The sequence below is a fragment of the Vibrio harveyi NBRC 15634 = ATCC 14126 = KCTC 12724 genome, from assembly GCF_001591145.1.
Lineage (GTDB): Bacteria > Pseudomonadota > Gammaproteobacteria > Enterobacterales > Vibrionaceae > Vibrio > Vibrio harveyi.
The window spans coordinates 1-22,513 of sequence record NZ_BCUF01000038.1 but is presented as its reverse complement, the minus strand read 5'-3'; the positions used below and the strand labels follow the sequence as shown (position 1 = coordinate 22,513).

The window sequence follows — 22,513 nt, the reverse complement described above, 5'->3', positions numbered from 1 at the left end:
TAAGTTGGGTATTAAGTTTATAACCAATAGTTATAGGGCTTGTGAGTAGGATGTACACAGCAAAAATTATGCATTTTGAGGGCACATTATGAACCACGCACAACAAGCCATTAATGAATTAATCGAACAAACTGAAAAAAGTGTCATTGGACAAAGCCATGTGGTTCAGGCTTTGGTGATAGGGTTACTGACCAATGGTCACGTACTTTTGGAGGGTTTACCGGGGACGGCAAAAACGCGCTCGGTGAAATCGCTTGCCAATCTACTTAATACCAGCTTTGGTCGTATTCAGTTTACCCCCGACTTGTTACCTTCAGACGTTACAGGTACCGAAGTGTACCAAGAACTAGATGGCAAGCCTCAACTCCACTTCCAACCAGGTCCAATCTTTAACAGCATCGTATTGGCGGACGAGGTAAACCGTGCGCCAGCAAAAGTACAAGCTGCACTGCTAGAAGCGATGGCAGAAGGTACGATTACAGTGGGTGATAAGACGCACGTCTTGCCAGAGTTGTTCATGGTGCTTGCGACGCAAAACCCAGTTGAACAAGAGGGCACTTACCCATTGCCAGAAGCGCAGATGGATCGCTTTATCATGAAAGTGACCGTCGACTATCCAGAAGATGAAGCTGAGCGTGACATTATTCGTTTAGTGCGCAGTGAAGAGCTGGGTTCAGAAACCAGTAGTGAATTAGTGACGCCAAAACACATTGAGCCAGAGCTTGTGATTGAAGCGCGATGTCAACTGCCAAATATTACTGTTTCCGATTTGGTCGAGAACTACATCGTTGCGCTTGTGATGGCGACGCGTAAACCAGAGCGCTACGCGGATTCCCAGCTACAAAAATGGATCGAAATCGGCTCAAGCCCTCGCGCATCAATTTCGTTGGACAAATGTGCTCGTGCTTACGCGTGGCTACAAGGGCGTGACTATGTAACGCCTGATGACGTACGTGCGATGGTGCCATCGGTACTTGGACACCGATTCTCACTTTCTTACGATGCACTTGCCGATGGTGTTGATCACCAGCGAGTGGTGCAAGAGCTGCTTGATTGTGTAGAAATCGGATAAGCAGGAGGGACTATGGCAAAGCCAACGCTTGCTCCTCAATCCCAAGGGCTCGATCCTCGCTTGTATTGTGATTACGCTCGCTTAGTGCGTTTACAAGCACAAGCCGAATCCTTCAGCCTGCTGCCTCACTTAAAAGCGGGCAGTGTGCTTTCTGGGCGGCACAACTCATTATTCCGTGGGCGTGGTTTGAACTTCGAAGAGCTGCGTCATTACCAGCTAGGGGACGACATCCGAAACCTAGATTGGAAAGTCACCATGCGCACAGGCAAGCCCCATGTGCGCAGTTACACCGAAGAAAAAGACCGCAATGTGATTGTTTGCGTTGATCAGCGCAGTGCGATGTTTTTCGCCTCTACCGAGGTCATGAAATCCGTAGTCGCTGCTGAAGTCGCGGCTATGTGTGGTTGGCGAGTATTGAAAGACGGTGATCGAGTGGGATTTGTTATCGCTTCTGACTCCGCTCTATATCACAGCAAAGCCCAGCGTTCACAAAACGATCTGCTTGCACAACTGAAACGACTCTCTCAAGTTAACCAGCGCTTAAATGTGGACTCGATTGATGCAGATAACGTGACGTTCAGTAAATGGATAGAACTCATCAAACGCATGAAACTAAAACAATCCACATTGATTTTTATTAGTGATTGGCGTGATTGCGAAGAGCACCACCTAGATCACCTTAAGCAGCTTCAACAGCACAACGATGTTCTCGCGGTAATGGTGAGCGACCCTTTAGAGCAGTCGCTTCCTCAAGATTTGGCAAAAGTGAAATGGGTGATTGGTGACGGTCGTTACCAGATCAACTTAGACAGCAAAGCCAAAGTCGACGCCGCCAGTGCCAGTTTGGTTGAGAAAGCGCAGTTAAAACGTCAATCACTGGCGCAACTAATGGCGATGAAAAAGCTGCCTCATATCGAAATCGATACATCAGGTGACCACATTACTCAATTCCAAAAACTCGTTGGAGGTCGATAAATGACAGACTTACACACGCCTCCAAGCACGTATATTCTGCGTGAGCTGCATGACGTTGCGGTGCCAGAAAGCGTAAGCTGGGTACCACAAACCATTGGTTGGAAGATCCTTGCCGTCATTGGTGCGATTGTATTTATGTATCTGGGTTACCGATTGCTGCACCATTGGTGGGATAACCGCTACCGTAAAGAAGCTATTGAAGCCATTTCTCGTTTGAATCCAGATGACGCGAGTATGCCCAAAGCCCTGTTCTCGATTTTGAAAATTGTATTGATTCATCTTGATAGCTCTCATGCTCGCTTGTTTGATACGGCGTTCCTGCGCAAGTTAGATGAGCTTAACCCTAAGCATAAAATGTTTGATGACGAAGTCTCGAAGCGATGGCTGCAAAGTATCGTTGACCCAAGTGTTGAACTGGAAAAAACAGAGTGTTTACAACTTCTTGAACGCGCCACTAAGTGGGTGAAAGAGCATGATGAGAACGCTCAAAATATTGAAAAGCGCACGCTTGCCTACAAAGCGCGTGTATTAAAAGGAGGTCGCCATGGGTGATCTTCTGGCTTCATGGCTGGGCATGAGCAGTTTTGAGTTTGAGCATCCGCTTTGGTTCATCATCTTGCCACTGCCTTTGGTAGTGTATTTCCTCGTTCCAGCTTACCGCACCAAACAAATGGCCATCAAAGTGCCGTTTTTTAGTCAGCTTGTGGATGCCATAGGTGAAACGCCATCAGAAGGTGCAAGTCAACTGACTCCGAGCTGGTGGCAGCGTGCAACGCTCATCATTTCTTGGCTTTTGGTCGTGACCGCAATGGCAAAACCGACAGTACTTGGCGAGCCACAGGTGCGTGAAAGCTTAGGGCGTGATGTCATGGTCGTTGTCGATTTGTCTGGCTCAATGGCAGAGCAAGACTTTACATCCCAAACCGGAGAAAAGATCACTCGCCTTGACGCCGCTAAAGAAGTGTTGAGTGACTTTGCCAAAACGCGCAAAGGCGACCGTTTAGGTCTGATTTTGTTTGGCGACGCAGCATTTGTCCAAACTCCATTCACCCCCGATCAAAAAGTGTGGTTAGAGCTGCTTAACCAAACGGATGTAGCGATGGCAGGGCAAAGCACTCATTTAGGTGATGCAATTGGTTTAGCGATTAAGGTGTTTGAGCAAAGCGAAAAGTCGCGTACCGACGTAGAAGAGAACAAAGAGAAAGTCGCCATTGTTCTAACGGACGGTAATGACACTGGAAGCTTCGTTGAGCCTATTGATGCGGCGAAAGTCGCGAAAGCGAAAGATGTACGTATCCACGTGATTGCCATGGGTGATCCACAAACCGTGGGTGAAACTGCGCTAGATATGAATACGATCAAACGTATTGCGAAGGAGTCCGGCGGTGAGGCGTTTGAAGCGCTCAACCGTGACGAACTTGCTAAAGCCTATGATGAGATTGGTAAGTTAGAGCCCCAGCTTTATGAAAGTACCACGTATCGCCCCAAGCAAAGCTTGCATCACTATTTAATGGCTTTAGTCGTTGTGATGTACTTGACCGCGTTCACGTTAGCGACATTTAAGCGTCGTCGACTATCAGTGACTAGTGGAGCTTCCACGCAAGCAGAAAACGGAAAAGGAGAGCGCCATGTTTGATTCTCCTTTCTCTAGCATGGGACTAGAACAGTTCTTCACACAGTTCCATTTCATTCGTCCAATGTGGCTATTGGCGTTCATCCCAATGTTTCTTTTGCTTTGGTTAAGGTGGCGAGAAGAAGCCAAACCTAGCTGGAAAGACATTCTTCCAGAGCACTTACGTAAAGCCTTAACGATTGGTGATTATGGTTGGCGAAAGCAACTGCCGCTCAAGCTACTTATGGTGATAGTGGCGATTGCTATCATCATCTGTGCTGGACCTTCGTGGGAGCGCCAAGCTTCTCCATTTGGCGAGGATAAAGCCTCCATGCTGGTGGTGTTGGATAACAACGATTCGATGTTGCAAAAAGACCTTCCGCCAAGCCGTTTGGAGCGCTCTAAGCAAAAGATCCGAGACCTCTTGGCAGCAAGAAAAGGAGGCAGTACTGGGCTAGTTGTGTATGCGGGGTCTGCTCATGTTGCGATGCCTGTGACGCAGGACAGTAAAGTATTCGAACCGTTTCTTGCTGCGATAACACCAGAAATCATGCCGGTTGAAGGTAAACTTGCTGAAACGGCGCTGCCTTTGATTGACCGACAATTACAAGACCAACCGGGTTCGACGGTTCTGTTGGTCACGGATGGGGTTAATCCTGCAACTATTACCGCTTACAAAAACTACTTCGCTGACAAGCCTTATCAATTGCTTATCTTGGCTGCGGGTAACTCAGACATTGTTTCTAACAACCCGGTCGATTTGGACTCGTTAAATAATCTTGCCAGCGCGACTGGTGGACGCCTTGTGGAAGTGACGGTAGACAATAGTGACATAGAGAAGCTGAATCGTTTTGTTGAGCGAAACATGCAACTCAATGGTGAATCCTCAATGCCTTGGAAAGACATGGGTTATCAACTGTTGTTCCCAATTGCGCTCATCATGATGCTTTGGTTCCGCAAAGGGTGGTTAGTGCAATGGTGTGTTGTCGCGATGGTGTCAACGTCTTTGTTTATGACGCCAAAAGTCATGGCGGAAACCGTCTCGCTCAAAGCGGATAAGCTTGAAGTGGTGCAAGAGGTTACGGTCTGGGATAAAGCGTCTCAATGGTGGTGGGATTTATGGCTCACGCCAAACCAACAAGGGCAGCGCCTGTTCAACAAAAACGAATACCTTGAGGCAGCAAAGCACTTTACGGATCCGTTGCGAAAAGGGACGGCTTATTACTACGCAGGCGAATACAAACTGGCTCATACGGCTTTCTTGGAGATGCAAAACGATCCATCAGATGCGGTAAAAGACTATGGCTTGTACAACGCTGCGAGTGCGTTGGCGCGTCAACGTGAGTACTTGGCCGCGCGTAATTTGTTGCAAACACTGGCAGACAAAGACACCTTGAGCGATCAATTGCGACCAGACGTCGAGCACAACCTAAAAGTCATTGGTGGCATTGTCGAAGAGATAAACCGCACCAGTGAAAGCCAAGCGGGGACAACAGACGGACCCGAAGAGTCGTTTGAACTGGGTGACAACCCGCAAACGGCAGATGGGGCAGACGAAAAAACCGCTGCTGAGTTAATGCTGAAAGAGAAACTCAATGCGAACGAAATTCTTGGCAGCCAAGAACTGGCGGATAAGTGGTTAAAACGCGTAGAGGCTGATCCCAAGTACTTCTTGCGTGCTAAGTTCCAAATTCAACTGCGTGAGCCCGTGAAAACGGAGCCGAAGCCACGACCGCAACGACAACAAGAAGAGGAGCAAGCACAATGATGAATGTATTCAAGCTTGGCGCTGACTCTATTGTTGGGCGTCTAAGCACTATCTTGATGGTGTTTACTTTGTTTTTTACTGGTTTGGCGAACGCACAAGACATTCAAGACTTGCAGCGCAGCGATAATGTTGAATTGTTAGCATGGGTTGGTAAGCAGGGAGCAGGGACCGATAGGAAGGAAGCACCTAAGTTCAGTGTGAATGAGCAGGTGATTTTGTACATCGAAGTCGCAACGCCTCGTTGGTTCACAGGTGGTACACGCATTGGCATCGTAGAAATCCCTAACGTGATTGCAAAGCAGCGTAACCAATTAGCAACCAACTATACCGAGCGTAAAGGGGGGCAAACGTGGTCTCGTCAGCGTTGGGAAATAACCCTGTATCCGCAAGTCTCGGGACAATTTGTAATTCCACCGGTCGCCGTTGGTGTGCAAGTCTCTGCGCCTGATGGTTCGAAGGTCGCTGGCACGCTTTATACGCAGCCAATTAAGTTTGAAGCGTCTATGCCTTCTGGATTGCTCAGTGATGAGTCTGAATGGTTTACTGCGACTAAGGTGAGTGTGGATCAGAAATGGACAACGTCTAACGATGAGCTGAAAGTCGGTGATGCAATCACTCGCACCATAACGATCAATGCACAAGACAGTTTGTCAGTGTTGCTTCCAGACTTGTTATCCAATGATTCTACTGCCGGTTATCAAGCCTACCCTCAACCAAACCGCTTAGATGATAAGCAAACGCGTGGCGATTACCAATCGAGTCGCATCGAAGAAAGTGTGTATGTGATCCAACAGGGTGGTGAGTTCACCTTACCTGAGCACACTTTCCAATGGTGGAATAGCCAGAGTAAACAGCTGGAAACGGTGGTTATTGAGGGTAAGACCTTCAAAGCCAAGCATACATTCAAATCCTTTGTTCGAGCTTATTCTGGCTGGTTGATTGGCTGCGCAGTGACGCTATTTGTTCTCGTTATCGCCGTCTTGAGCATTCACCGTTATTATCGTTCTCGTCCTACGCCTCCTTGGTTAGTGTTCAGACGAATGGTGAAAGCAAACCGATGGGGTGATGTTCGAGCAAGCTTGTATAAGCAGTTGAGAAGCAACACAGGTGGTCTTGAAATGAGTAAAGCCAGTGACTCTGACGTTTGGCAGAAGCGTTCACAGCGCCTACAAGAGGGGCAGGAGGACGCAAGCTTGATGAATGCTCTTTGGAAAGGGATACAAGCGTTGAAGCCAAAACGCTTCAAGTGGGTGATACCTAAAGCCTTGCCACAACTCGATAAGCAGGCAAGCAATAAGAAATAAAAACGAAAAGGACGCTAGTAAAGCGTCCTTTTTTATATCCTTTAATAAACGTCATGTTGTTATTTTTGCGTGCTACAATGAGCGTGATCAAATAATATATTCTACATATATTTAATTCTTGTCACTTCGACGTTCTGCTTTTGATCTATTTTATATTTATATTAAACAGGTTTATTAATCGGCTATATATTAAAAATAGTATTTTTAAGATTATATAACCAATAAATCACTTTAATTCCTTTCGTGATGGAGTGTCACTTCCATGTGACAAGCTTTTCGTCTTAACCCTGATAAAGACGGCTTATTCAATGTATATTTCATTTTTGATTTGTTCAAATAAAATAACACTTCAAAAATGGAATGATAATTTGCAAGTTTTTCGATTTAGATTATTAAAATTATCGGTGTATATTTCTGGGGAAACGGAAATACGGAGTGATTCCGTTTTGATTTTTAAATATGTGAATAATAATTATCAGATTAAATTTAATTCTGTGTATTAAATTTATCTTAATATAATTCGTCGTCACTAGGCAGCTTTATTTTGTGAAGTTTAATTATCAGAAGTTTTAATTCGATATTATTTTAAAGGGTGATTTATGGAAGCTAATATTCACGACGACCCAATATTGGTGGCAGGCAAGAGGATTCTGATTGCTCAAGCAGCTTTGGGTCTGGTATTCATTGCGTATGAGTACATGCGAAGCGGGACTCTAAGCGCTGAATCAGCAATCACTGGGGTACTGATTGCGATTCTTCCATCTCTGTTTGGCATGGTATTCGCGTCCATTAAATCTAGGGTGAAACCAGAAGAGAGTTTGCGTGACCTCATGCATCTGAGTCGAAATATCAAAGTCATTTACACCATAGTGATGTTTGTTTTGACGTTTCGATTTATGGCTCTTCGCAACATCGTGGTCCTGATAGGCTTTTGTGTGACGATGTTTGGTCACTTCTTAACGCCGCTGTTCAGAGACCGCTTCGAAAGGAAGGCATAAATGGAGACTGTCCAGTCCGCTCATGAATATATTGAGCACCACTTGACCTTTCTCACCGCCGGCGACGGTTGGTTTGGAATTAACCTTGATTCCATGATCATGGTCTGGTTGACGGGGCTCGTTTTCATCCTTTCATTCCGTTATGCGGTGACGAAAGGAACGAAAGGAGTACCAGGACGATTCCAGTGTTTGATCGAGATAATATTTGAGTTCGTCGATGACATTGTAAAAGAAATATTTCAAGCGAAGGACAAGTTAATTGGTCCTTTGGCACTGACAATATTTGTTTGGGTGTTATTAATGAATGCCGTGGATTTGTTACCGATTGATTTAATTCCTGCACTTACTCGTGCTGTAGGGGTTGAACACTTCCGTGACTTACCATCCGCTGACGTCAATATTACGATGTCGATGGCATTAGGCGTATTTATTTTGGTGTTAGGTTATACGTTTAAAAACAAAGGCGTGAAAGGTTTTATTAAAGAGTTAACTACTCAACCATTTTCACATCCGTTGTTATATCCAGTGAACTTAGTTCTTGAATTGGTGACGTTAATTTCTAAACCAATATCTTTAGGTCTTCGATTATTTGGCAATATGTATGCAGGTGAAATGATCTTCATTCTAATTGCATTAATGCCGTGGTGGATGCAATGGGCACTAAGTGTTCCTTGGGCACTGTTCCACATTCTTATTGTTGTTCTTCAAGCATTTATTTTTATGGTACTGACCGTGGTTTATCTCGGCATGGCTGTTGAAGAGCATTAATTTCAAAAATCTTGTTTATTAATTAAAAAATTCAATTCTAGGAGTTGTTATGGATATCGTTAGCGCAGTTCTTTACGTGGCGGGTGCACTACTGATCGGTCTTGGTGCAGCGGGTGCCGCAGCAGGTATCGGTAACCTTGCAGGTAAATACCTTGAAGGTGTGGCTCGTCAACCTGATTTGACCCCAATGCTTCGTACTCAATTCTTCATCATGATGGGTCTTGTGGACGCGGTGCCAATGATCGGTGTTGGTATCGGCTTGTACATCATCTTCGCTGTAGCGTAATTCGAATTAATAATTTTCATAACGTTATAGAAGAGAGGGTGCTATGAACTTAAATGCCTCAATGTTTGGTCAGGCGATCTCCTTCGTGATTTTCGTTTGGCTGTGCATGAAATATGTCTGGCCACCACTTGTAAAACTGCTTGATGAGCGTCGTGCTGAAATTGCCCAAGGTCTTGAGCAAACAGAAAAAGCAGCACAAGAGTTAGAACTGGCAAAAGCGAACGGTGAAGCGCTGCTGACAGAAGCTCGCTCAAAAGCTCAAGCTATCATCAACCAAGGTAAGCAACGTCAAGAACAGATGGTTGCGGAAGCGGTTGATCTGGCAAATCAAGAGAAAGCGCGCATTGTCGCAGAAGGCAAAGCAGAAGTGGAAAGCGAACGCAGCAAAGTTCGCCAAGAGCTGAAAGATGAAATGGCGGATCTGGTGATTGAAAGTGCCAGCAAGCTGATTAATCGCAATCTGGATAGCTCGGCTAACCGCGACTTGGTGAACCGCTTCATCAACGAAATGTAGGAGGGCACATGTCCGAATTGACAGTGGTAGCTCAACCCTACGCAAAAGCGGCGTTTGATTACGCACGCGATGCAGAATGCTTGGACGATTGGCAACAAATGTTTGCGATTACCCAAGTGGTCTTGGAACAACCTAACACGCTTCTGGTCTTGAATGACCTTGATGAAGACGGTTCTGAACAACCATTGTTGGATCTGATTCTTCATGCTGGTGGTGAATGGTTGAATCAAAACTTCGAGAATTTTCTTCGCATTATGGAAGAGAACAAGCGTCTAAAAGCGCTCAGTGAAGTAAACGTTCAGTTCCAAGAGATGAAAGCGGATTACGAACGAACCATGACAGTAACAGTGCGTGTTTCAGAACCTCTGGATGAGGAACAGATGGCAAGGCTTAAACAAGCGTTAACCGAAAAATACGGTAAAGCCATCACACTAGAAACACAACTGGATCCATCCCTTGTAGGTGGTGTGGTGATCACAGCAGGGCAGACCGTGTATGACGGCAGTGTCCTCACCAACCTAAGCCGATTGGCGACCAACCTACATGTGTAACGGGGTATAGAAATGCAATTAAATTCAAATGAAATCAGTGAATTAATCAGAGAGCGAATTGTTAACTTCAACCTCGAAAGTGAAGCGAGAAATGAAGGTACTATCGTCTCCGTTAGTGACGGCATCATCACAATTCACGGTCTTGCAGACGTTATGCAAGGCGAGATGCTAGAACTGCCAGATAACCGCTTTGCGTTGGCTCTGAACTTAGAGCGTCATTCAGTTGGTGCTGTTGTGATGGGCCCATATGCGGACTTGTCAGAAGGGATGAAAGTAAAAGGTACCGGTCGTATTCTCGAAGTGCCAGTTGGTAACGGTCTGCTAGGTCGTGTCGTGAACACGCTAGGTCAACCAATCGATGGTAAAGGCGCAGTGTCATTCGATCGTATGGACCCTGTAGAGGTCATTGCCCCTGGTGTTATCGACCGTAAATCTGTCGACCAACCAATCCAAACCGGTTACAAAGCGGTAGATTCCATGGTGCCAATTGGTCGTGGTCAACGTGAGTTGATCATCGGTGACCGTCAGACTGGTAAAACCGCGATGGCGATTGATGCCATCATCAACCAAAAAGAACTGGGCGTTAAATGTATTTACGTCGCAATTGGTCAAAAAGCATCGACGATTGCCAACGTGGTTCGCAAGCTAGAAGAACACGGCGCACTAGAAAACACCATTGTGGTGGTTGCGTCAGCATCAGAAGCGGCAGCACTGCAATACCTAGCGCCATACGCAGGTTGTACCATGGGCGAATACTTCCGTGACCGTGGTGAAGATGCGTTGATCGTATACGATGATCTATCAAAACAAGCGGTGGCTTACCGTCAAATCTCACTACTTCTAAAACGCCCACCAGGTCGTGAAGCCTTCCCAGGTGATGTTTTCTACCTCCACTCACGCCTACTAGAACGTGCAGCACGTGTTAACGAAGAATACGTAGAGCGATTCACTAACGGTGAAGTGAAAGGCAAAACCGGTTCTCTAACCGCACTGCCAATCATCGAAACCCAAGCGGGTGACGTATCGGCGTTCGTACCAACCAACGTTATCTCGATTACCGATGGTCAAATCTTCCTACAGACTCAGCTATTCAACTCAGGCTTACGTCCAGCGGTTGACCCAGGTATTTCGGTATCTCGTGTAGGTGGTGCAGCGCAAACCAAAGTGATCAAGAAGCTGTCGGGGGGTATTCGTACCGCGTTGGCGCAATACCGTGAATTGGCAGCATTTGCTCAGTTCTCTTCTGACCTAGATGAAGCGACACGTCGTCAGCTTGACCACGGTGAGAAAGTAACGGAACTCATGAAGCAAAAGCAGTACGCACCAATGACCGTTGCTGAGCAAGCACTGGCGATCTTTGCAGCAGAGAAGGGTTACCTCACTGATGTGGCGTTAAACCAAATATCTCGCTTTGAAGATGAGTTGATGGCATTTGGTCGTACAAACGCGCAGCCGCTATTGGACAAGATCAACCAATCCGGTGATTACAACGACGAGATCGAGAGTGAGCTACACAGCTTGCTGAAAGAGTTCACTGCGCTGCAATCGTAGGACCACTAACAGGAGTCCGTTATGGCAAATACCAAAGAGATTCGCACCAAAATTGCTAGCGTGAGTAGCACGCAAAAGATTACGAGTGCGATGCAAATGGTCGCCGCCAGCAAGATGCGCAAAGTGCAGGAGAACATGCAGGCGTCCCGTCCTTACGCGGAGAACATGCGTAAGGTTATCGGTCACGTCTCGTCCGGTACGCTGGAGTACAGCCATCCTTTCCTTCAAGAACGCGAAGTGAAGCGAGTGGCTTACATCATCATCTCATCCGATCGAGGTTTGTGTGGTGGCCTGAACAGTAATTTGTTCAAAAAAGTATTGGCAGAAATGCAGGACTGGCAAGAGAAGGGCGTTGAAGTAGATACGACGCTCATTGGTTCGAAAGCAATCAGCTTTTTCCAGTCCCTCGGGAAAGTAATGGCACAGACTTCTGGGCTTGGTGATGCACCAAAACTGGAAGATATGTTGGGTGCGGTTAACGCCATGATGGAGCACTACTCCGAAGGCAAAATCGACCGCTTGTTCCTCGTTTACAACCAGTTTGTAAACACCATGGTGCAAAAACCAACGGTATTGCAGATGTTGCCGTTCCCTAAAGAAGACATTTCACGTGATAAAGAGGCTCGTTGGGATTACCTCTACGAGCAGTCTCCTCAAGACATTCTCAACCACCTGATTCAACGCTATGTGGAATCGCTGGTTTATCAGGGGGTGGTTGAGAGTATCGCTTGTGAACAAGCCGCGCGGATGATGGCAATGTCTGCCGCGACGGATAACGCAGCGCAACTGATTGAAGACCTGCAACTGGTTTACAACAAAGCGCGTCAAGCGGCGATTACTCAAGAGTTGAGTGAAATTGTATCCGGCGCACAAGCGGTTTAGAGAGAGAATTTGAGGTTTAAATTATGAGTATTGGCAAAATCGTCAAAGTCATCGGTGCGGTGGTCGACGTCGAGTTCGAACAAGGCAAAGGTCCGAAAGTTTACGACGCACTGAAAATCAACGATGGAAGCAACGGCTCACTGATGCTGGAAGTTCAGCAACAGTTGGGTGGCGGTGTGGTTCGCTGTATCGCAATGGGTTCTTCGGATGGTCTGAAACGTGGCCTAGAAGTGGAATCTACGGGCAACCCAATCACGGTACCAGTGGGAGAAGAAACCCTAGGTCGTATCATGAACGTGTTGGGTCATCCAATCGATGAATGTGGTCCAATCGGTGAGCAAGTCTCTTACGAGATCCACCGTGATGCACCAAGCTACGAAGAGCAATCTAACAGCACTGCGCTACTGGAAACGGGCGTTAAAGTTATCGACTTGATTTGTCCGTTCGCGAAGGGCGGTAAGATCGGCCTGTTCGGTGGTGCGGGTGTAGGTAAGACGGTAAACATGATGGAGCTTATCAATAACATTGCTAAAGCTCACTCAGGTTTGTCGGTATTTACCGGTGTAGGTGAACGTACTCGTGAGGGTAACGATTTCTACTACGAAATGAAGGAAGCGGGCGTTCTCGACAAAGTAGCCATGGTTTACGGTCAGATGAACGAGCCACCGGGTAACCGTCTACGTGTTGCGCTAACAGGCTTGACCATCGCAGAGCGTTTCCGTGATGAAGGTCGTGACGTATTGTTATTCGTGGATAACATTTACCGTTACACATTGGCAGGTACTGAGGTATCGGCGCTGCTTGGTCGTATGCCATCTGCAGTAGGTTACCAACCTACGCTGGCAGAAGAGATGGGTGTGCTGCAAGAGCGTATCACGTCGACTAAAAATGGTTCTATCACGTCTATCCAAGCGGTTTACGTACCAGCGGATGACTTGACTGACCCATCGCCAGCAACCACGTTTGCACACTTGGATGCGACGGTCGTTCTGTCTCGTAACATCGCTGCTTTGGGTCTGTACCCAGCGATTGACCCATTGGATTCGACATCACGTCAGCTTGACCCTCAAGTGGTTGGTCAAGAGCACTACGATGTGGCGCGTAAAGTTCAGCAAACGCTGCAACGTTACAAAGAGCTAAAAGACATCATTGCCATCCTAGGTATGGATGAACTGTCTGAAGAAGATAAGCGCTTGGTATCTCGTGCTCGTAAAGTCGAACGTTTCCTAACTCAGCCTTACCACGTAGCTGAAGTGTTTACGGGCCAACCGGGTGTATTTGTTCCACTAAAAGACACCATTGCAGGCTTTAAAGCGCTGCTTGATGGTCAGTACGATGACATCCCAGAGCAGGCATTTATGTACTGCGGCAACATCGACGAAGTGCTTGAAAAAGCGAAAAAACTGTAAAGCGCGGGAGGCAATATGGCCATAGCGGTTTCACAAAATACGTTTCAACTGAATGTGGTAAGTGCGGAGGGCACTCTTTACTCAGGTCCGGCGCATGCTATCGCGGTAGCGGGTGCGGATGGTGAGTTAGGTATTCGTCCGGGTCACTCACCGCTTATCAGTAAAATAAAGCCGGGCGTTGCTCGTATTACTGGTGACTTGTCCAAGCCTGAAGAGATCCTGTATGTCTCTGGTGGTTTGGTCGAAGTCCAACCTGATGTGGTTACTGTATTAGCGGATACTGCGCTTCACGGTAAAGACATCGACAAAGCAAGGGCTGAAGAAGCTCGTAGAGCAGCGGAAGAAAACATTCGTGCTCATGTAGACGATATCAGCTTTGCACAGGCACACATGGAGTTGAACAAAGCATTGGCTCAGCTTCGTGCAGTTGAACTAACGATGAGAATTCGTTAGTCAACACTTCGGAATGCGGTCTGAAGGGTAACCAAACGGGGCAACTACGGTTTGCCCCGTTTTTATTTTTTAGGGGGATTAGGTTTAGCAATGAATCGTTTGTTGAGATAAGACGTATCAGTATTGCAAACACTTTTATATAGCGAGGAAAGCATGCTGGCGTTAGAATCCATCACCCAAATTCTGAATAACGAGTATCAAATTCAAATGAACCAACAATTTATGCTTCGTGCGTTGGAAGTATCACGCAACGCGCTGCCTGCCTGTCAGCCAAACCCGCCTGTCGGATGTGTGCTGGTCAAAAACGGTGAAATCGTATCAGAAGGGCACACACAAGCGATTGGTGGTAATCATGCAGAAGTGGAAGCCCTAAACGCATACAACGGAGACCTAAGTGACGTCACCGCGTACGTAACACTAGAGCCATGTTCATTTGTGGGTCGCACGCCAGCTTGCGCTAAAACCTTAGTGACTTGTGGTATCAGAAAAGTAGTGGTTGCTATGCTTGATCCTGATCCCCGTAATGCTGGTCGCGGTATCGAAATCCTAAAAGAAGGTGGCGTTGAAGTAGAAGTTGGCTTATGCGGTGAAGAGGCGAGTGCATTCTTGACCCCTTACCTAGGAAAATCTTGAGTGATTTTCAGAATATTCTTCGTCAATGCGAGGTTAAAACTCGCGAAAACATGCATAGACGCTCAAATCTAGAGTTCTGAGTCGTTAACTATCATACTGTTAGCTAAAATAAGGTCATGTCCTGTTTTATGTTTGCAAAATGAAGAGCACCGACTTAAACCTTATCCCCATTTTTGTGGCGATTTATGAAGAGCAGAACCTGTCTAAGGCTGCTGCTCGTCTTGATATCAGCCAACCTGCGGTGAGCAAAGCACTCGCTCGTTTGCGTGACATTTATGATGAGCCACTGTTCCACCGCAGCACATCGGGTGTCGAGCCGACCAGTTTTGCTATGGATATTTATCCTGCGATGGTCGCTGCGCTCAAAAACTTTACTTCTACCTTATCCGCCTCGAGCAGTTTTGATCCTAAAGTATCCAATCGTATTTTTTCCATCGCCTGCGTCTCAGTTGCCAGTTATGAGTTAATGCCGCAGCTCCTGCGCCAAATCCGTAAAAACGCACCGAATGTCGGTTTGGAAGTGCATCCTTTGTTTACGGAAGATTACGAAAGCGATCTGCGTTTACAACGATATGATTTGATTATCGATATGCCACCGCGTGGTCGTACTGTCCTCAAAGTAGAGCCAGTGTTTTCCGAGCGTTTGATGGTCGTGTGCAGTGCCGAGCATCCACGAATTCATGATGCTTGTTCTGTAGAACAATTTTTGGCGGAAGAACACGTCGTGGTTTCGCGTTGGCATGCGCGTAAAAGTTTGATGAATGAGGAAGATATTGCAGACCTAGCGCAAAGGAATATCGTGTATCGCGCATCTGGTGCAATGGAAATGCTGCCAGTCATTAATGGTAGTGAATACATCGGTATGCTGCCGTTGTCGACCATTCAACACTTTTCAAAAACGTATAATATTAAAGCCGTCCCGCTTCCTTTTAGTGACAAAATTCATGACCTTTGTGCAATCTGGCATTCTAGTCGTCACAATGAAAGTGCGCATCAATGGTTGAGAGCTCAACTCAAGCAAGCAGGGAAAGCAATCGAAGAGTAAAGGACCAGTATGAAGACAATACGAGCCATTCTAAACGGTAAGAAAGCCGGAACGCCTGAGCTTCGCAGTGAGATCATGCGAATGCGAGAACAAGGTGTGGATCTGCAAGTTCGGGTCACTTGGGAATCACAAGACATGACTCGTTTAGTGAGTGAAGCGGTCAATCAAGGAATGAAACGTATTGTTGTTGCTGGTGGCGATGGCACCGTTAACGAAGCGGTAACGGCTTTGAATGAGATTGAGGCGAACGTTCGTCCAGAATTGGCCATTATCCCAATGGGTACGGCGAATGACTTCGCGACTGCTACGAAAATCCCAATCATGATTCGAGAAGCCATCGAACTTGCCGTAAATGGTGACGCTGTTGCGGTAGACTGCGTTCAAGCTAATGATCGCTATTTTATGAACATTGCTGCAGCTGGCTTTGGAGCAGAAATTACCGCTGAAACACCAGTTGAACTGAAAAACTTTTTGGGTGGTGGTGCCTACACATTAACCGGTCTAGTGAAGGCGCTTGGCTTTAAACCTTATGATGGCTCCCTCACAATTGAGCAGGGCAGTTATCAAGGGGAGATCTTGGTTGGGGCGTTTTGTAATAGTCGCCTTGCGGGAGGAGGTCAAGAGCTTGCGCCAAATGCATTGATAGATGATGGCTTAATGGACATTACTTTGGTGCATCCATTCTTGCCCCATGAGCTACCTCAGGTCATTGATGAAATTCAAAATCCAACTGAGACTGGGCAGTTTGTTAAGCATACTCAGGCGAGTTGGTTGGAGATCGATTTCCCTAAAGCACTGCCTTTAAATCTTGATGGTGAGCCTTATCGTTCCCGTAAAATTCGATTTGATGTTAGATCTAAAAGTATTCGCTTGGTCCTTCCGCCCAATTGCCCATGCTTGAGCGTTTGTTAAGAGACGCACAAAAGCCACCCAATGCGGTGGCTTTGTACTTAACAAGAGTAAGGATCTCGTTTGAACGTGTGGCTTATAGCTTTTGAATCGTATCGACGTCGATTTGAGTCTTTGTCCATTCAGAGTCTACTTCACCACGAATGGCAACGCGATCTTGCGGTGATACGTCTTGACCCATCCAGTCTTCGTTATCGATCTCGACTTGAATCTCACCTGTGTTGTCTTTGAATAGGTAAGTCTCATTACCAAGTGCTTGAACGATGTTACCTGTCAACAGTACATAGCTATCATCAGATGCATTTTGCGCCGCTTTTACAGTGCTGATTGCTGCGGTTTCAGGACCGTTGAAGGCAGCCAATGCAGAGCCAGAAATTAGGGCTAATGTTGTCGTAATAATCAGTTTTTTCATGCTAATGGCTTCCTAAGTTAGAAGTAGTAAGTAGAGCCTACGTTGATTGATGCTGTGTTTGCGTAGCTATCAAGCTGGTATTTTGCGTTCGCGCCGATGGTCAATTGAGGGAAGATTTTGTATTCCGCACCGATAGATAGCATTGCACCGAGCTCATTATTTTTTTCAGAACGGTGGAACAAGGTGTTGTTCATTTCGACGTCGTCATTCATAACAAGCTCATGTTCTTCTGATTGGCTTGCTTTGGATTCGTACTGAGTGTAAGTCAAACCTGCTTTAACTTTTGTTGTCCACTTTTCGTTTAATGCATAGCTAAACACAGGCGCTAACGTAATTTGTTTGGCTTTGATTGAAGCGTCCCAATCCATTTCATGATGGTATTTTTGACCCTTGATATCGACAATTCCAAGATTTTTGGAACGACCATCATCAAGATCAAATTGGTTATAACCCAGTTCTACAGCCCAAGAATCATTGATAGAGTAGCCAATGAAGCCACCAAAAATACCGTCTTCCAATTCAGGATTCAGATTCACACCGTCAGCTTGAAAAGATGGTTCAAAATCGTGATCTGTGGTGCCGAATCCGTATTCCAAACCCACGTAAGGTGCTGCTGCAACCGAAAATGAGCTTGCTGCGAGAATCGTCAAGACTGTTTTTTTCATTATATATTTACCTCTTCGTTTCGATGGGAGGCATTTTGTGTGAAGAGTCGTGAAGTGTTCGTGAAGAAAAGACTAACGTTTGAAAATTAATAAAAAAACTCCTCACTAAGGAGGAGTTTGTCAGTTGCAAAGGTATGGTTAATACACCGTGCACCACTCATTTTTCATGTCAATGAGGTGCCAGTTATCACGCTGATTGGCTTCATCCATTGCTTTATCTAAATGACCCACACTGGACTTGCGGTCGTATTTCCACTCACGCTCTTCGTCGGTGTGGTGAACGATCATCGCCATAGAGTTTGGTTGACTGGTTGCCCATTGCATCATCGCGTGGTCACCGTCTGAGTTACCAATCGCGAGAACGGGTTTCTTACCGATGATGTGCTGAATGTTCTCAACTTTACCGGCTTTGTCATCAATCGTGAGGATTTCACCTAACTTGGTCACGGTTGGCTTACCGTCGTTGTAGTCGTACTTATATTTTAGCGCGCTGCCAATGATTTGCTCTTCGGGAATACCGTACACCTCTGGCGCCCAAACGCGCATAAAGTCCACACCGCCACCTGATACGATGTAAGTCTTAAAACCATGCTCTTGCAGGTAGGTGACCATTTCGCGCATTGGTTTGTATGTAAGTTCGGTATAAGCTTGGCCAAAGCGTGGATCTTTCGCGACTTTCAGCCAATCGGCGACTTTTTGCTGATATTCCTCTACCGTCATACCACTATGAGTGACCTTGACGATCTCAAGTAGCGCTTTTTCACCGCCTTTGAAGACGCCTTCAATATCGTCATTCAGTACAGATTTAAACGGTTCTTGTGTCTTCCATTCTGGATGGTCTTTTGCCATCAGTTTCACTTCGTCTAGCGCATACGCCAGTTGGAAGTAAAACGGTTTTTCTGACCATAACGTACCGTCATTGTCGAACACCGCGATGCGGTCTTGTTCCGCAATGAAGGTTTTTTTCGAAGCATCAGTAGATTGATCAACATAGTTAACAATTGCAGATTTACTCGCGCCATCTTTCCAAGAAGGTAGTAAGTTTGGATCGCAATCTAAAGCCATCGCTGAGAATGATAAACCAGATAAGACTGCAAGGGCACAGATGTGTTTCTTCATATTATTATTTACCTAAGTTTGAATGTATTGTTTGTATACATTGAGGTTAAATGAGAGCAACGTAGATTTAGCCTCTTTCCCCTAACCATTTCCCTAACCAAGAGACGTCTTAATTGGTAAGAATGCGGCAAAGGGGCAGTCACGTCGTTTCTCATGCGTAGTCGTGCTTAATCAGCATCTTTCGCAAGGCGAAGTCCCATGTCCGACATAATTATAGACTGGCTGGCGAAGTCTCGACGGAAATTCTCTGATTCATCAGAATCATAGGCAAAACTACCGCCTCGTACGGATTTGTGTGCTAAGCCTGCTTTTTCGTCTTTAGCGTTGTTTGGATTTTCGGTTGGACCAAAGCGGTAGAAGGTGTCGTCATAAGCATCAATAACAAATTCACCAACGTTGCCTGTCATGTCATAAAGACCGAGTTCATTGGGTTGCTTCTGACCAACGGGGTGAGCTTGGTTTTTAGAGTTGTCGGCATACCACGCCACATCAGCAATGTTGTTTGAGCCTGCGTAAGTGAAACCTTGGCTCTTCTTACCGCCTTTCGCGGCAAACTCCCATTCCGCTTCTGTCGGCAAGCGGTAGTTTTCACCTGTGAGTTCGTTCAACTTCTCGATGAAGTAATTCGCCTGCTGCCAACTCAAGTTATTAACCGGAATGTTTGCACCTTGGAAGTAACTCATTGAAGAACCCATGACAGATTCAAACAATTCTTGAGTGACCTCGAATTTGGAAATGTAGAAGCCGTCTACCTTTACTTCGCGTGCTGGGGTTTCTGCCTTCTTGGCGGAGTCGCTGTCCGATCCCATGACAAATGAACCGCCTTCAACCAACACCATGTCTTGATCAATGTTAAGCGCGATAGGATGCGATGATTGAGTTGCACAACCACTCATTAATACGCTGAATGATAGAATAGAAAGAGCGGTTAACGATTTGCTTTTAAATGATTTCATCAATAGTTTCTCGCCAAAAAAGTCACGATAAATATTAGCAATAAACGCTATGAAAAAAGGTTATAAACGGTATAACAAGCCTCTTGTATTAATGGGATTTATGATTAGGTCATCAAGGTGAGAATGGCACGCTTATGAGCGTTCTCAGCTGCATTTCATAACGAAAAAGGTGACGTATGCACATTACTCAAGGTCCTCAGTTCAACGGTAAAGCCTCTAAGCGTTTACATGTCATGGCAAAACCTATTGGGGCGGCTTGTAACATTGATTGCACTTACTGCTATTACCTCAGCAAACAGGACTTACTTGAGTACAAAAAAGGCTGCACGCCTGTGATGGATGAAGAGACGTTAGAAACCTACATTCGTCAGTACATTGAAGGGCAGAACACGCCGGAAATCATCTTCTCTTGGCAGGGTGGTGAACCAACAATGTTGGGCTTGGATTACTTTAAAAAGATTGTTGAGTTTCAATCTAAGTACAAGCCTGAAGGCGTGGTCATTTCTAACGATTTACAAACCAATGGCACATTGCTCAACGACGATTGGTGTGCATTTCTGAAAGCAAATAACTTCTTGGTCGGTTTGAGTATCGACGGCCCAGAAATGATGCACAACGCTTACCGAACCAACCGCGCAGGTCGTGGTACCTTTAACCAAGTGATGAAGGCTGTTGAACTGCTGCACAAACACGAAGTGAAGTTCGCAACGCTGACTTGTGTAAACAATCTAACCAGCCGCAATCCTCTTGAGGTATACCGATTCCTGCGTGATGAAGTACGCTCACCGCAAATGCAGTTCATTCCCATCGTGGAACAAAAAACGTTCCGTACTACCGCACCTCAAACATGGCAGCCGCAAGAGCAACTGAAACAAGGCGACAAGCGTCTTATTCCTGGTCACAAAGACTCTGTAGTAGAGCCTTGGTGTGTGGCAGACGAGGCGTGGGGTAACTTCCTTATCGCGATTTTTGATGAGTGGATTCAACACGACATTGGCAAAGTGTTTGTGCAGTACTTTGAAGCGAGTGTCGAGACTTGGATGGGGCGCAAAAACCCACTTTGTACACTGGGCGAGATTTGTGGCAAAGGCTTGGCAATGGAACCAAACGGTGATGTTTTTGCTTGTGACCACTACGTTTATCCAGAGTACAAGATTGGCAACATCCACCACGAAAAATTAGACAAGTTGGCCTATGGTCCTGATCAGCAAAAGTTTGGCTTTGCCAAGACTCGCTCGTTAACCAAGCAGTGCCAACAGTGTGATTACCAATTTGCTTGCTACGGTGAGTGTCCGAAAAACCGTTTCATCCGCACCAAAGACGGTGAACCCGGGTTGAACTACCTGTGTGCAGGTTGGAAAAAGTTCTTCTCTCATGCTGATAAGGCAATGGCATACATTCTTCGTGCAACGGGTAACCCTGTGGCACATGGCAAATACAGTGATGCAGTGTTACGCCAACAAGCGGTGAAGCGTCCTGTATTCGAAACCAAATTTTAAGGGGATTGATATGACATTCTCAAAAACACTGTTAGTTGTCGCTTTAGGTATCACCGCAAGCCAATCTGTCATTGCACAAGATGAAACCTTGCTCGCACCAGACCAAGTCTCATCAGCGAGCGTGACAAGCGCTCAAAAAGCAAACTCAGCGCAGATGTCGCCACAGCAAATGGTTGCGAAGCTGTCTTACCAAGCGCAGGACATCAAACAACCCGTTGAAAAGCGTATTGAAGCACTGCACGAGTTGGCGAACTACCCAAGTCAAAACGCGCTGGTAGCGGTTGCACGCAGCCTTCAAGACCAAGATCCTGCGGTTCGTGAAGCCGCGATTGTTGGAGCAGAGCCATATACGATTGAACATCGTTGGCGCATGATTGAGCCATTATTGAGTGACCAAGAAACCATGGTTCGCATTACTGCGGCGACCAACTTAGTGCGTGACTTTTCTAACGTGAGCAGCGAGCAGAAGCAAACGCTTGAAGCCCCGGTTGCTGAACTGATCAGCTATTTAGAGAACAAGCAAGATAACGGTTCCAAACTGTTATTGGCGGATGTCTATCGTTGGCATCATGAATGGGATAAAGCGGATAAAATCTATCAAGCTTTGGTGATCAATCAGCCGGAGAATCCACAAATCTGGTTAAGCTTGGCGGACAACTACCGAGCGCAGCAACGCGATGCCGATGCAGTAAAGACGCTGGATTCTGCAATTAAGCTTCATCCTGACAACGCATCTTTGCATTACTCAAAAGCGTTAACGCTTGTGCGTCTTGATGACAAGAAGAGCGCAGCTTTAGAGATTGAGAAAGCAGCCAACATGGCGAAAGATAACAGTTACTTCTGGTACCTCAATGGTGTATTGCAAGAAGAGTACAACCTAGACAAATCGGTGAAGTCTTTTGAGCAAGCGTATTTGATTTCTGGCGCGCCGGAGCAGCTTTATGCGGTTTGTGACATTTATGTTCGCTACGACAACCCGAAAACAGACGAGTGCTTGGGCGAACTAGAGAAAGTCGCACCAAGCTACGTGATTGATCAATTGAAAGAGAAGAAAGGGCAGAAGAACGCCAAAGTAAGTAACTAAGACCATTCTGGCTCTTTTCTAAGCTTGTGCTGTTATACCCAAGTAACC

Annotated in this window: 24 protein-coding genes; 20 read left to right on the top strand and 4 right to left on the bottom strand. The window is 46.2% G+C overall.

Annotation, left to right across the window (positions count from 1 at the left end):
- Positions 1-88: 88 nt before the first annotated feature.
- From VHA02S_RS18180 to yegS, 18 genes are all read left to right on the top strand, one after another.
- Positions 89-1,072: an AAA family ATPase gene (locus VHA02S_RS18180; RefSeq protein ID WP_038886399.1), complete on the top strand. Its 984-nt coding sequence runs from the start codon at positions 89-91 to the stop codon at positions 1,070-1,072.
- A 12-nt stretch (positions 1,073-1,084) separates the two neighbouring features.
- Positions 1,085-2,047, top strand: coding sequence for a DUF58 domain-containing protein (locus VHA02S_RS18175; protein WP_038898247.1), 963 nt, complete (start codon positions 1,085-1,087; stop codon positions 2,045-2,047).
- Positions 2,048-2,599, top strand: a complete 552-nt coding sequence (locus tag VHA02S_RS18170; protein ID WP_038899126.1) for a DUF4381 domain-containing protein — start codon at positions 2,048-2,050, stop codon at positions 2,597-2,599. It abuts the gene before it with no gap.
- Complete coding sequence (locus tag VHA02S_RS18165; RefSeq protein WP_038899127.1) at positions 2,592-3,683, top strand: vWA domain-containing protein; 1,092 nt, start codon at positions 2,592-2,594, stop codon at positions 3,681-3,683. The genes VHA02S_RS18170 and VHA02S_RS18165 overlap by 8 nt, the downstream gene beginning before the upstream one ends.
- The gene (locus VHA02S_RS18160; RefSeq protein WP_038899128.1) at positions 3,676-5,427 is read left to right on the top strand and encodes a vWA domain-containing protein; all 1,752 of its coding nucleotides are present in this window, start codon (positions 3,676-3,678) and stop codon (positions 5,425-5,427) included. The genes VHA02S_RS18165 and VHA02S_RS18160 overlap by 8 nt, the downstream gene beginning before the upstream one ends.
- Positions 5,424-6,731: a BatD family protein gene (locus tag VHA02S_RS18155; RefSeq protein WP_038899129.1), complete on the top strand. Its 1,308-nt coding sequence runs from the start codon at positions 5,424-5,426 to the stop codon at positions 6,729-6,731. Before VHA02S_RS18160 ends, VHA02S_RS18155 begins: the two co-directional genes overlap by 4 nt.
- A gap of 599 nt (positions 6,732-7,330) precedes the next feature.
- Positions 7,331-7,729 (top strand): ATP synthase subunit I, encoded by a 399-nt coding sequence (locus VHA02S_RS18150; protein WP_005447171.1) that lies wholly within the window; start codon positions 7,331-7,333, stop codon positions 7,727-7,729.
- Entirely contained in the window at positions 7,730-8,497 is a 768-nt protein-coding gene (gene atpB / locus VHA02S_RS18145) for a F0F1 ATP synthase subunit A (RefSeq protein ID WP_005533315.1), read from the top strand.
- A 49-nt stretch (positions 8,498-8,546) separates the two neighbouring features.
- On the top strand, positions 8,547-8,783 hold the full coding sequence (gene atpE / locus VHA02S_RS18140; protein ID WP_004727739.1) for a F0F1 ATP synthase subunit C: 237 nt from the start codon (positions 8,547-8,549) through the stop codon (positions 8,781-8,783).
- Between the two features lie 43 nt (positions 8,784-8,826).
- Positions 8,827-9,297 carry a F0F1 ATP synthase subunit B gene (locus tag VHA02S_RS18135; protein ID WP_005431830.1) on the top strand — a complete coding sequence of 157 codons (471 nt, stop codon included), beginning with the start codon at positions 8,827-8,829 and terminating at the stop codon, positions 9,295-9,297.
- 8 nt (positions 9,298-9,305) lie between these two features.
- Positions 9,306-9,848, top strand: coding sequence for a F0F1 ATP synthase subunit delta (locus VHA02S_RS18130; protein ID WP_005431763.1), 543 nt, complete (start codon positions 9,306-9,308; stop codon positions 9,846-9,848).
- A 12-nt stretch (positions 9,849-9,860) separates the two neighbouring features.
- Complete coding sequence (atpA, locus tag VHA02S_RS18125) at positions 9,861-11,399, top strand: F0F1 ATP synthase subunit alpha (RefSeq protein WP_009699258.1); 1,539 nt, start codon at positions 9,861-9,863, stop codon at positions 11,397-11,399.
- 21 nt (positions 11,400-11,420) lie between these two features.
- Entirely contained in the window at positions 11,421-12,281 is an 861-nt protein-coding gene (gene atpG / locus VHA02S_RS18120; RefSeq protein ID WP_005431811.1) for a F0F1 ATP synthase subunit gamma, read from the top strand.
- A 23-nt stretch (positions 12,282-12,304) separates the two neighbouring features.
- Positions 12,305-13,690 (top strand): F0F1 ATP synthase subunit beta, encoded by a 1,386-nt coding sequence (atpD, locus tag VHA02S_RS18115; protein WP_017188899.1) that lies wholly within the window; start codon positions 12,305-12,307, stop codon positions 13,688-13,690.
- 15 nt (positions 13,691-13,705) lie between these two features.
- Positions 13,706-14,143: a F0F1 ATP synthase subunit epsilon gene (locus VHA02S_RS18110; RefSeq protein ID WP_005431788.1), complete on the top strand. Its 438-nt coding sequence runs from the start codon at positions 13,706-13,708 to the stop codon at positions 14,141-14,143.
- A gap of 207 nt (positions 14,144-14,350) precedes the next feature.
- Positions 14,351-14,776: a bifunctional diaminohydroxyphosphoribosylaminopyrimidine deaminase/5-amino-6-(5-phosphoribosylamino)uracil reductase RibD gene (locus VHA02S_RS18105; RefSeq protein WP_009697242.1), complete on the top strand. Its 426-nt coding sequence runs from the start codon at positions 14,351-14,353 to the stop codon at positions 14,774-14,776.
- 139 nt (positions 14,777-14,915) lie between these two features.
- Positions 14,916-15,821 (top strand): LysR family transcriptional regulator, encoded by a 906-nt coding sequence (locus tag VHA02S_RS18100; RefSeq protein ID WP_038899130.1) that lies wholly within the window; start codon positions 14,916-14,918, stop codon positions 15,819-15,821.
- A gap of 9 nt (positions 15,822-15,830) precedes the next feature.
- The gene (gene yegS / locus VHA02S_RS18095) at positions 15,831-16,733 is read left to right on the top strand and encodes a lipid kinase YegS (RefSeq protein WP_038899131.1); all 903 of its coding nucleotides are present in this window, start codon (positions 15,831-15,833) and stop codon (positions 16,731-16,733) included.
- Between the two features lie 73 nt (positions 16,734-16,806).
- Here the strand turns inward: yegS and VHA02S_RS18090 are convergent, their stop codons facing one another.
- From VHA02S_RS18090 to VHA02S_RS18075, 4 genes are all read right to left on the bottom strand, one after another.
- The gene (locus VHA02S_RS18090; protein WP_005447161.1) at positions 16,807-17,142 is read right to left on the bottom strand and encodes a YgiW/YdeI family stress tolerance OB fold protein; all 336 of its coding nucleotides are present in this window, start codon (positions 17,140-17,142) and stop codon (positions 16,807-16,809) included.
- A 17-nt stretch (positions 17,143-17,159) separates the two neighbouring features.
- The gene (locus tag VHA02S_RS18085) at positions 17,160-17,807 is read right to left on the bottom strand and encodes an AcfA family outer membrane beta-barrel protein (protein WP_005447160.1); all 648 of its coding nucleotides are present in this window, start codon (positions 17,805-17,807) and stop codon (positions 17,160-17,162) included.
- A gap of 138 nt (positions 17,808-17,945) precedes the next feature.
- Positions 17,946-18,926 (bottom strand): HAD family hydrolase, encoded by a 981-nt coding sequence (locus VHA02S_RS18080; RefSeq protein ID WP_038899132.1) that lies wholly within the window; start codon positions 18,924-18,926, stop codon positions 17,946-17,948.
- A gap of 167 nt (positions 18,927-19,093) precedes the next feature.
- Positions 19,094-19,882, bottom strand: coding sequence for a formylglycine-generating enzyme family protein (locus VHA02S_RS18075; protein ID WP_038899133.1), 789 nt, complete (start codon positions 19,880-19,882; stop codon positions 19,094-19,096).
- 176 nt (positions 19,883-20,058) lie between these two features.
- On the opposite strand from VHA02S_RS18075, the gene VHA02S_RS18070 reads away from it, so the two are divergent.
- Together VHA02S_RS18070 and VHA02S_RS18065 are read left to right on the top strand one after the other, a co-directional pair.
- Positions 20,059-21,381, top strand: a complete 1,323-nt coding sequence (locus tag VHA02S_RS18070; RefSeq protein ID WP_038899134.1) for an anaerobic sulfatase maturase — start codon at positions 20,059-20,061, stop codon at positions 21,379-21,381.
- Between the two features lie 10 nt (positions 21,382-21,391).
- Entirely contained in the window at positions 21,392-22,465 is a 1,074-nt protein-coding gene (locus VHA02S_RS18065) for a tetratricopeptide repeat protein (protein WP_038899135.1), read from the top strand.
- Positions 22,466-22,513: the final 48 nt, after the last annotated feature.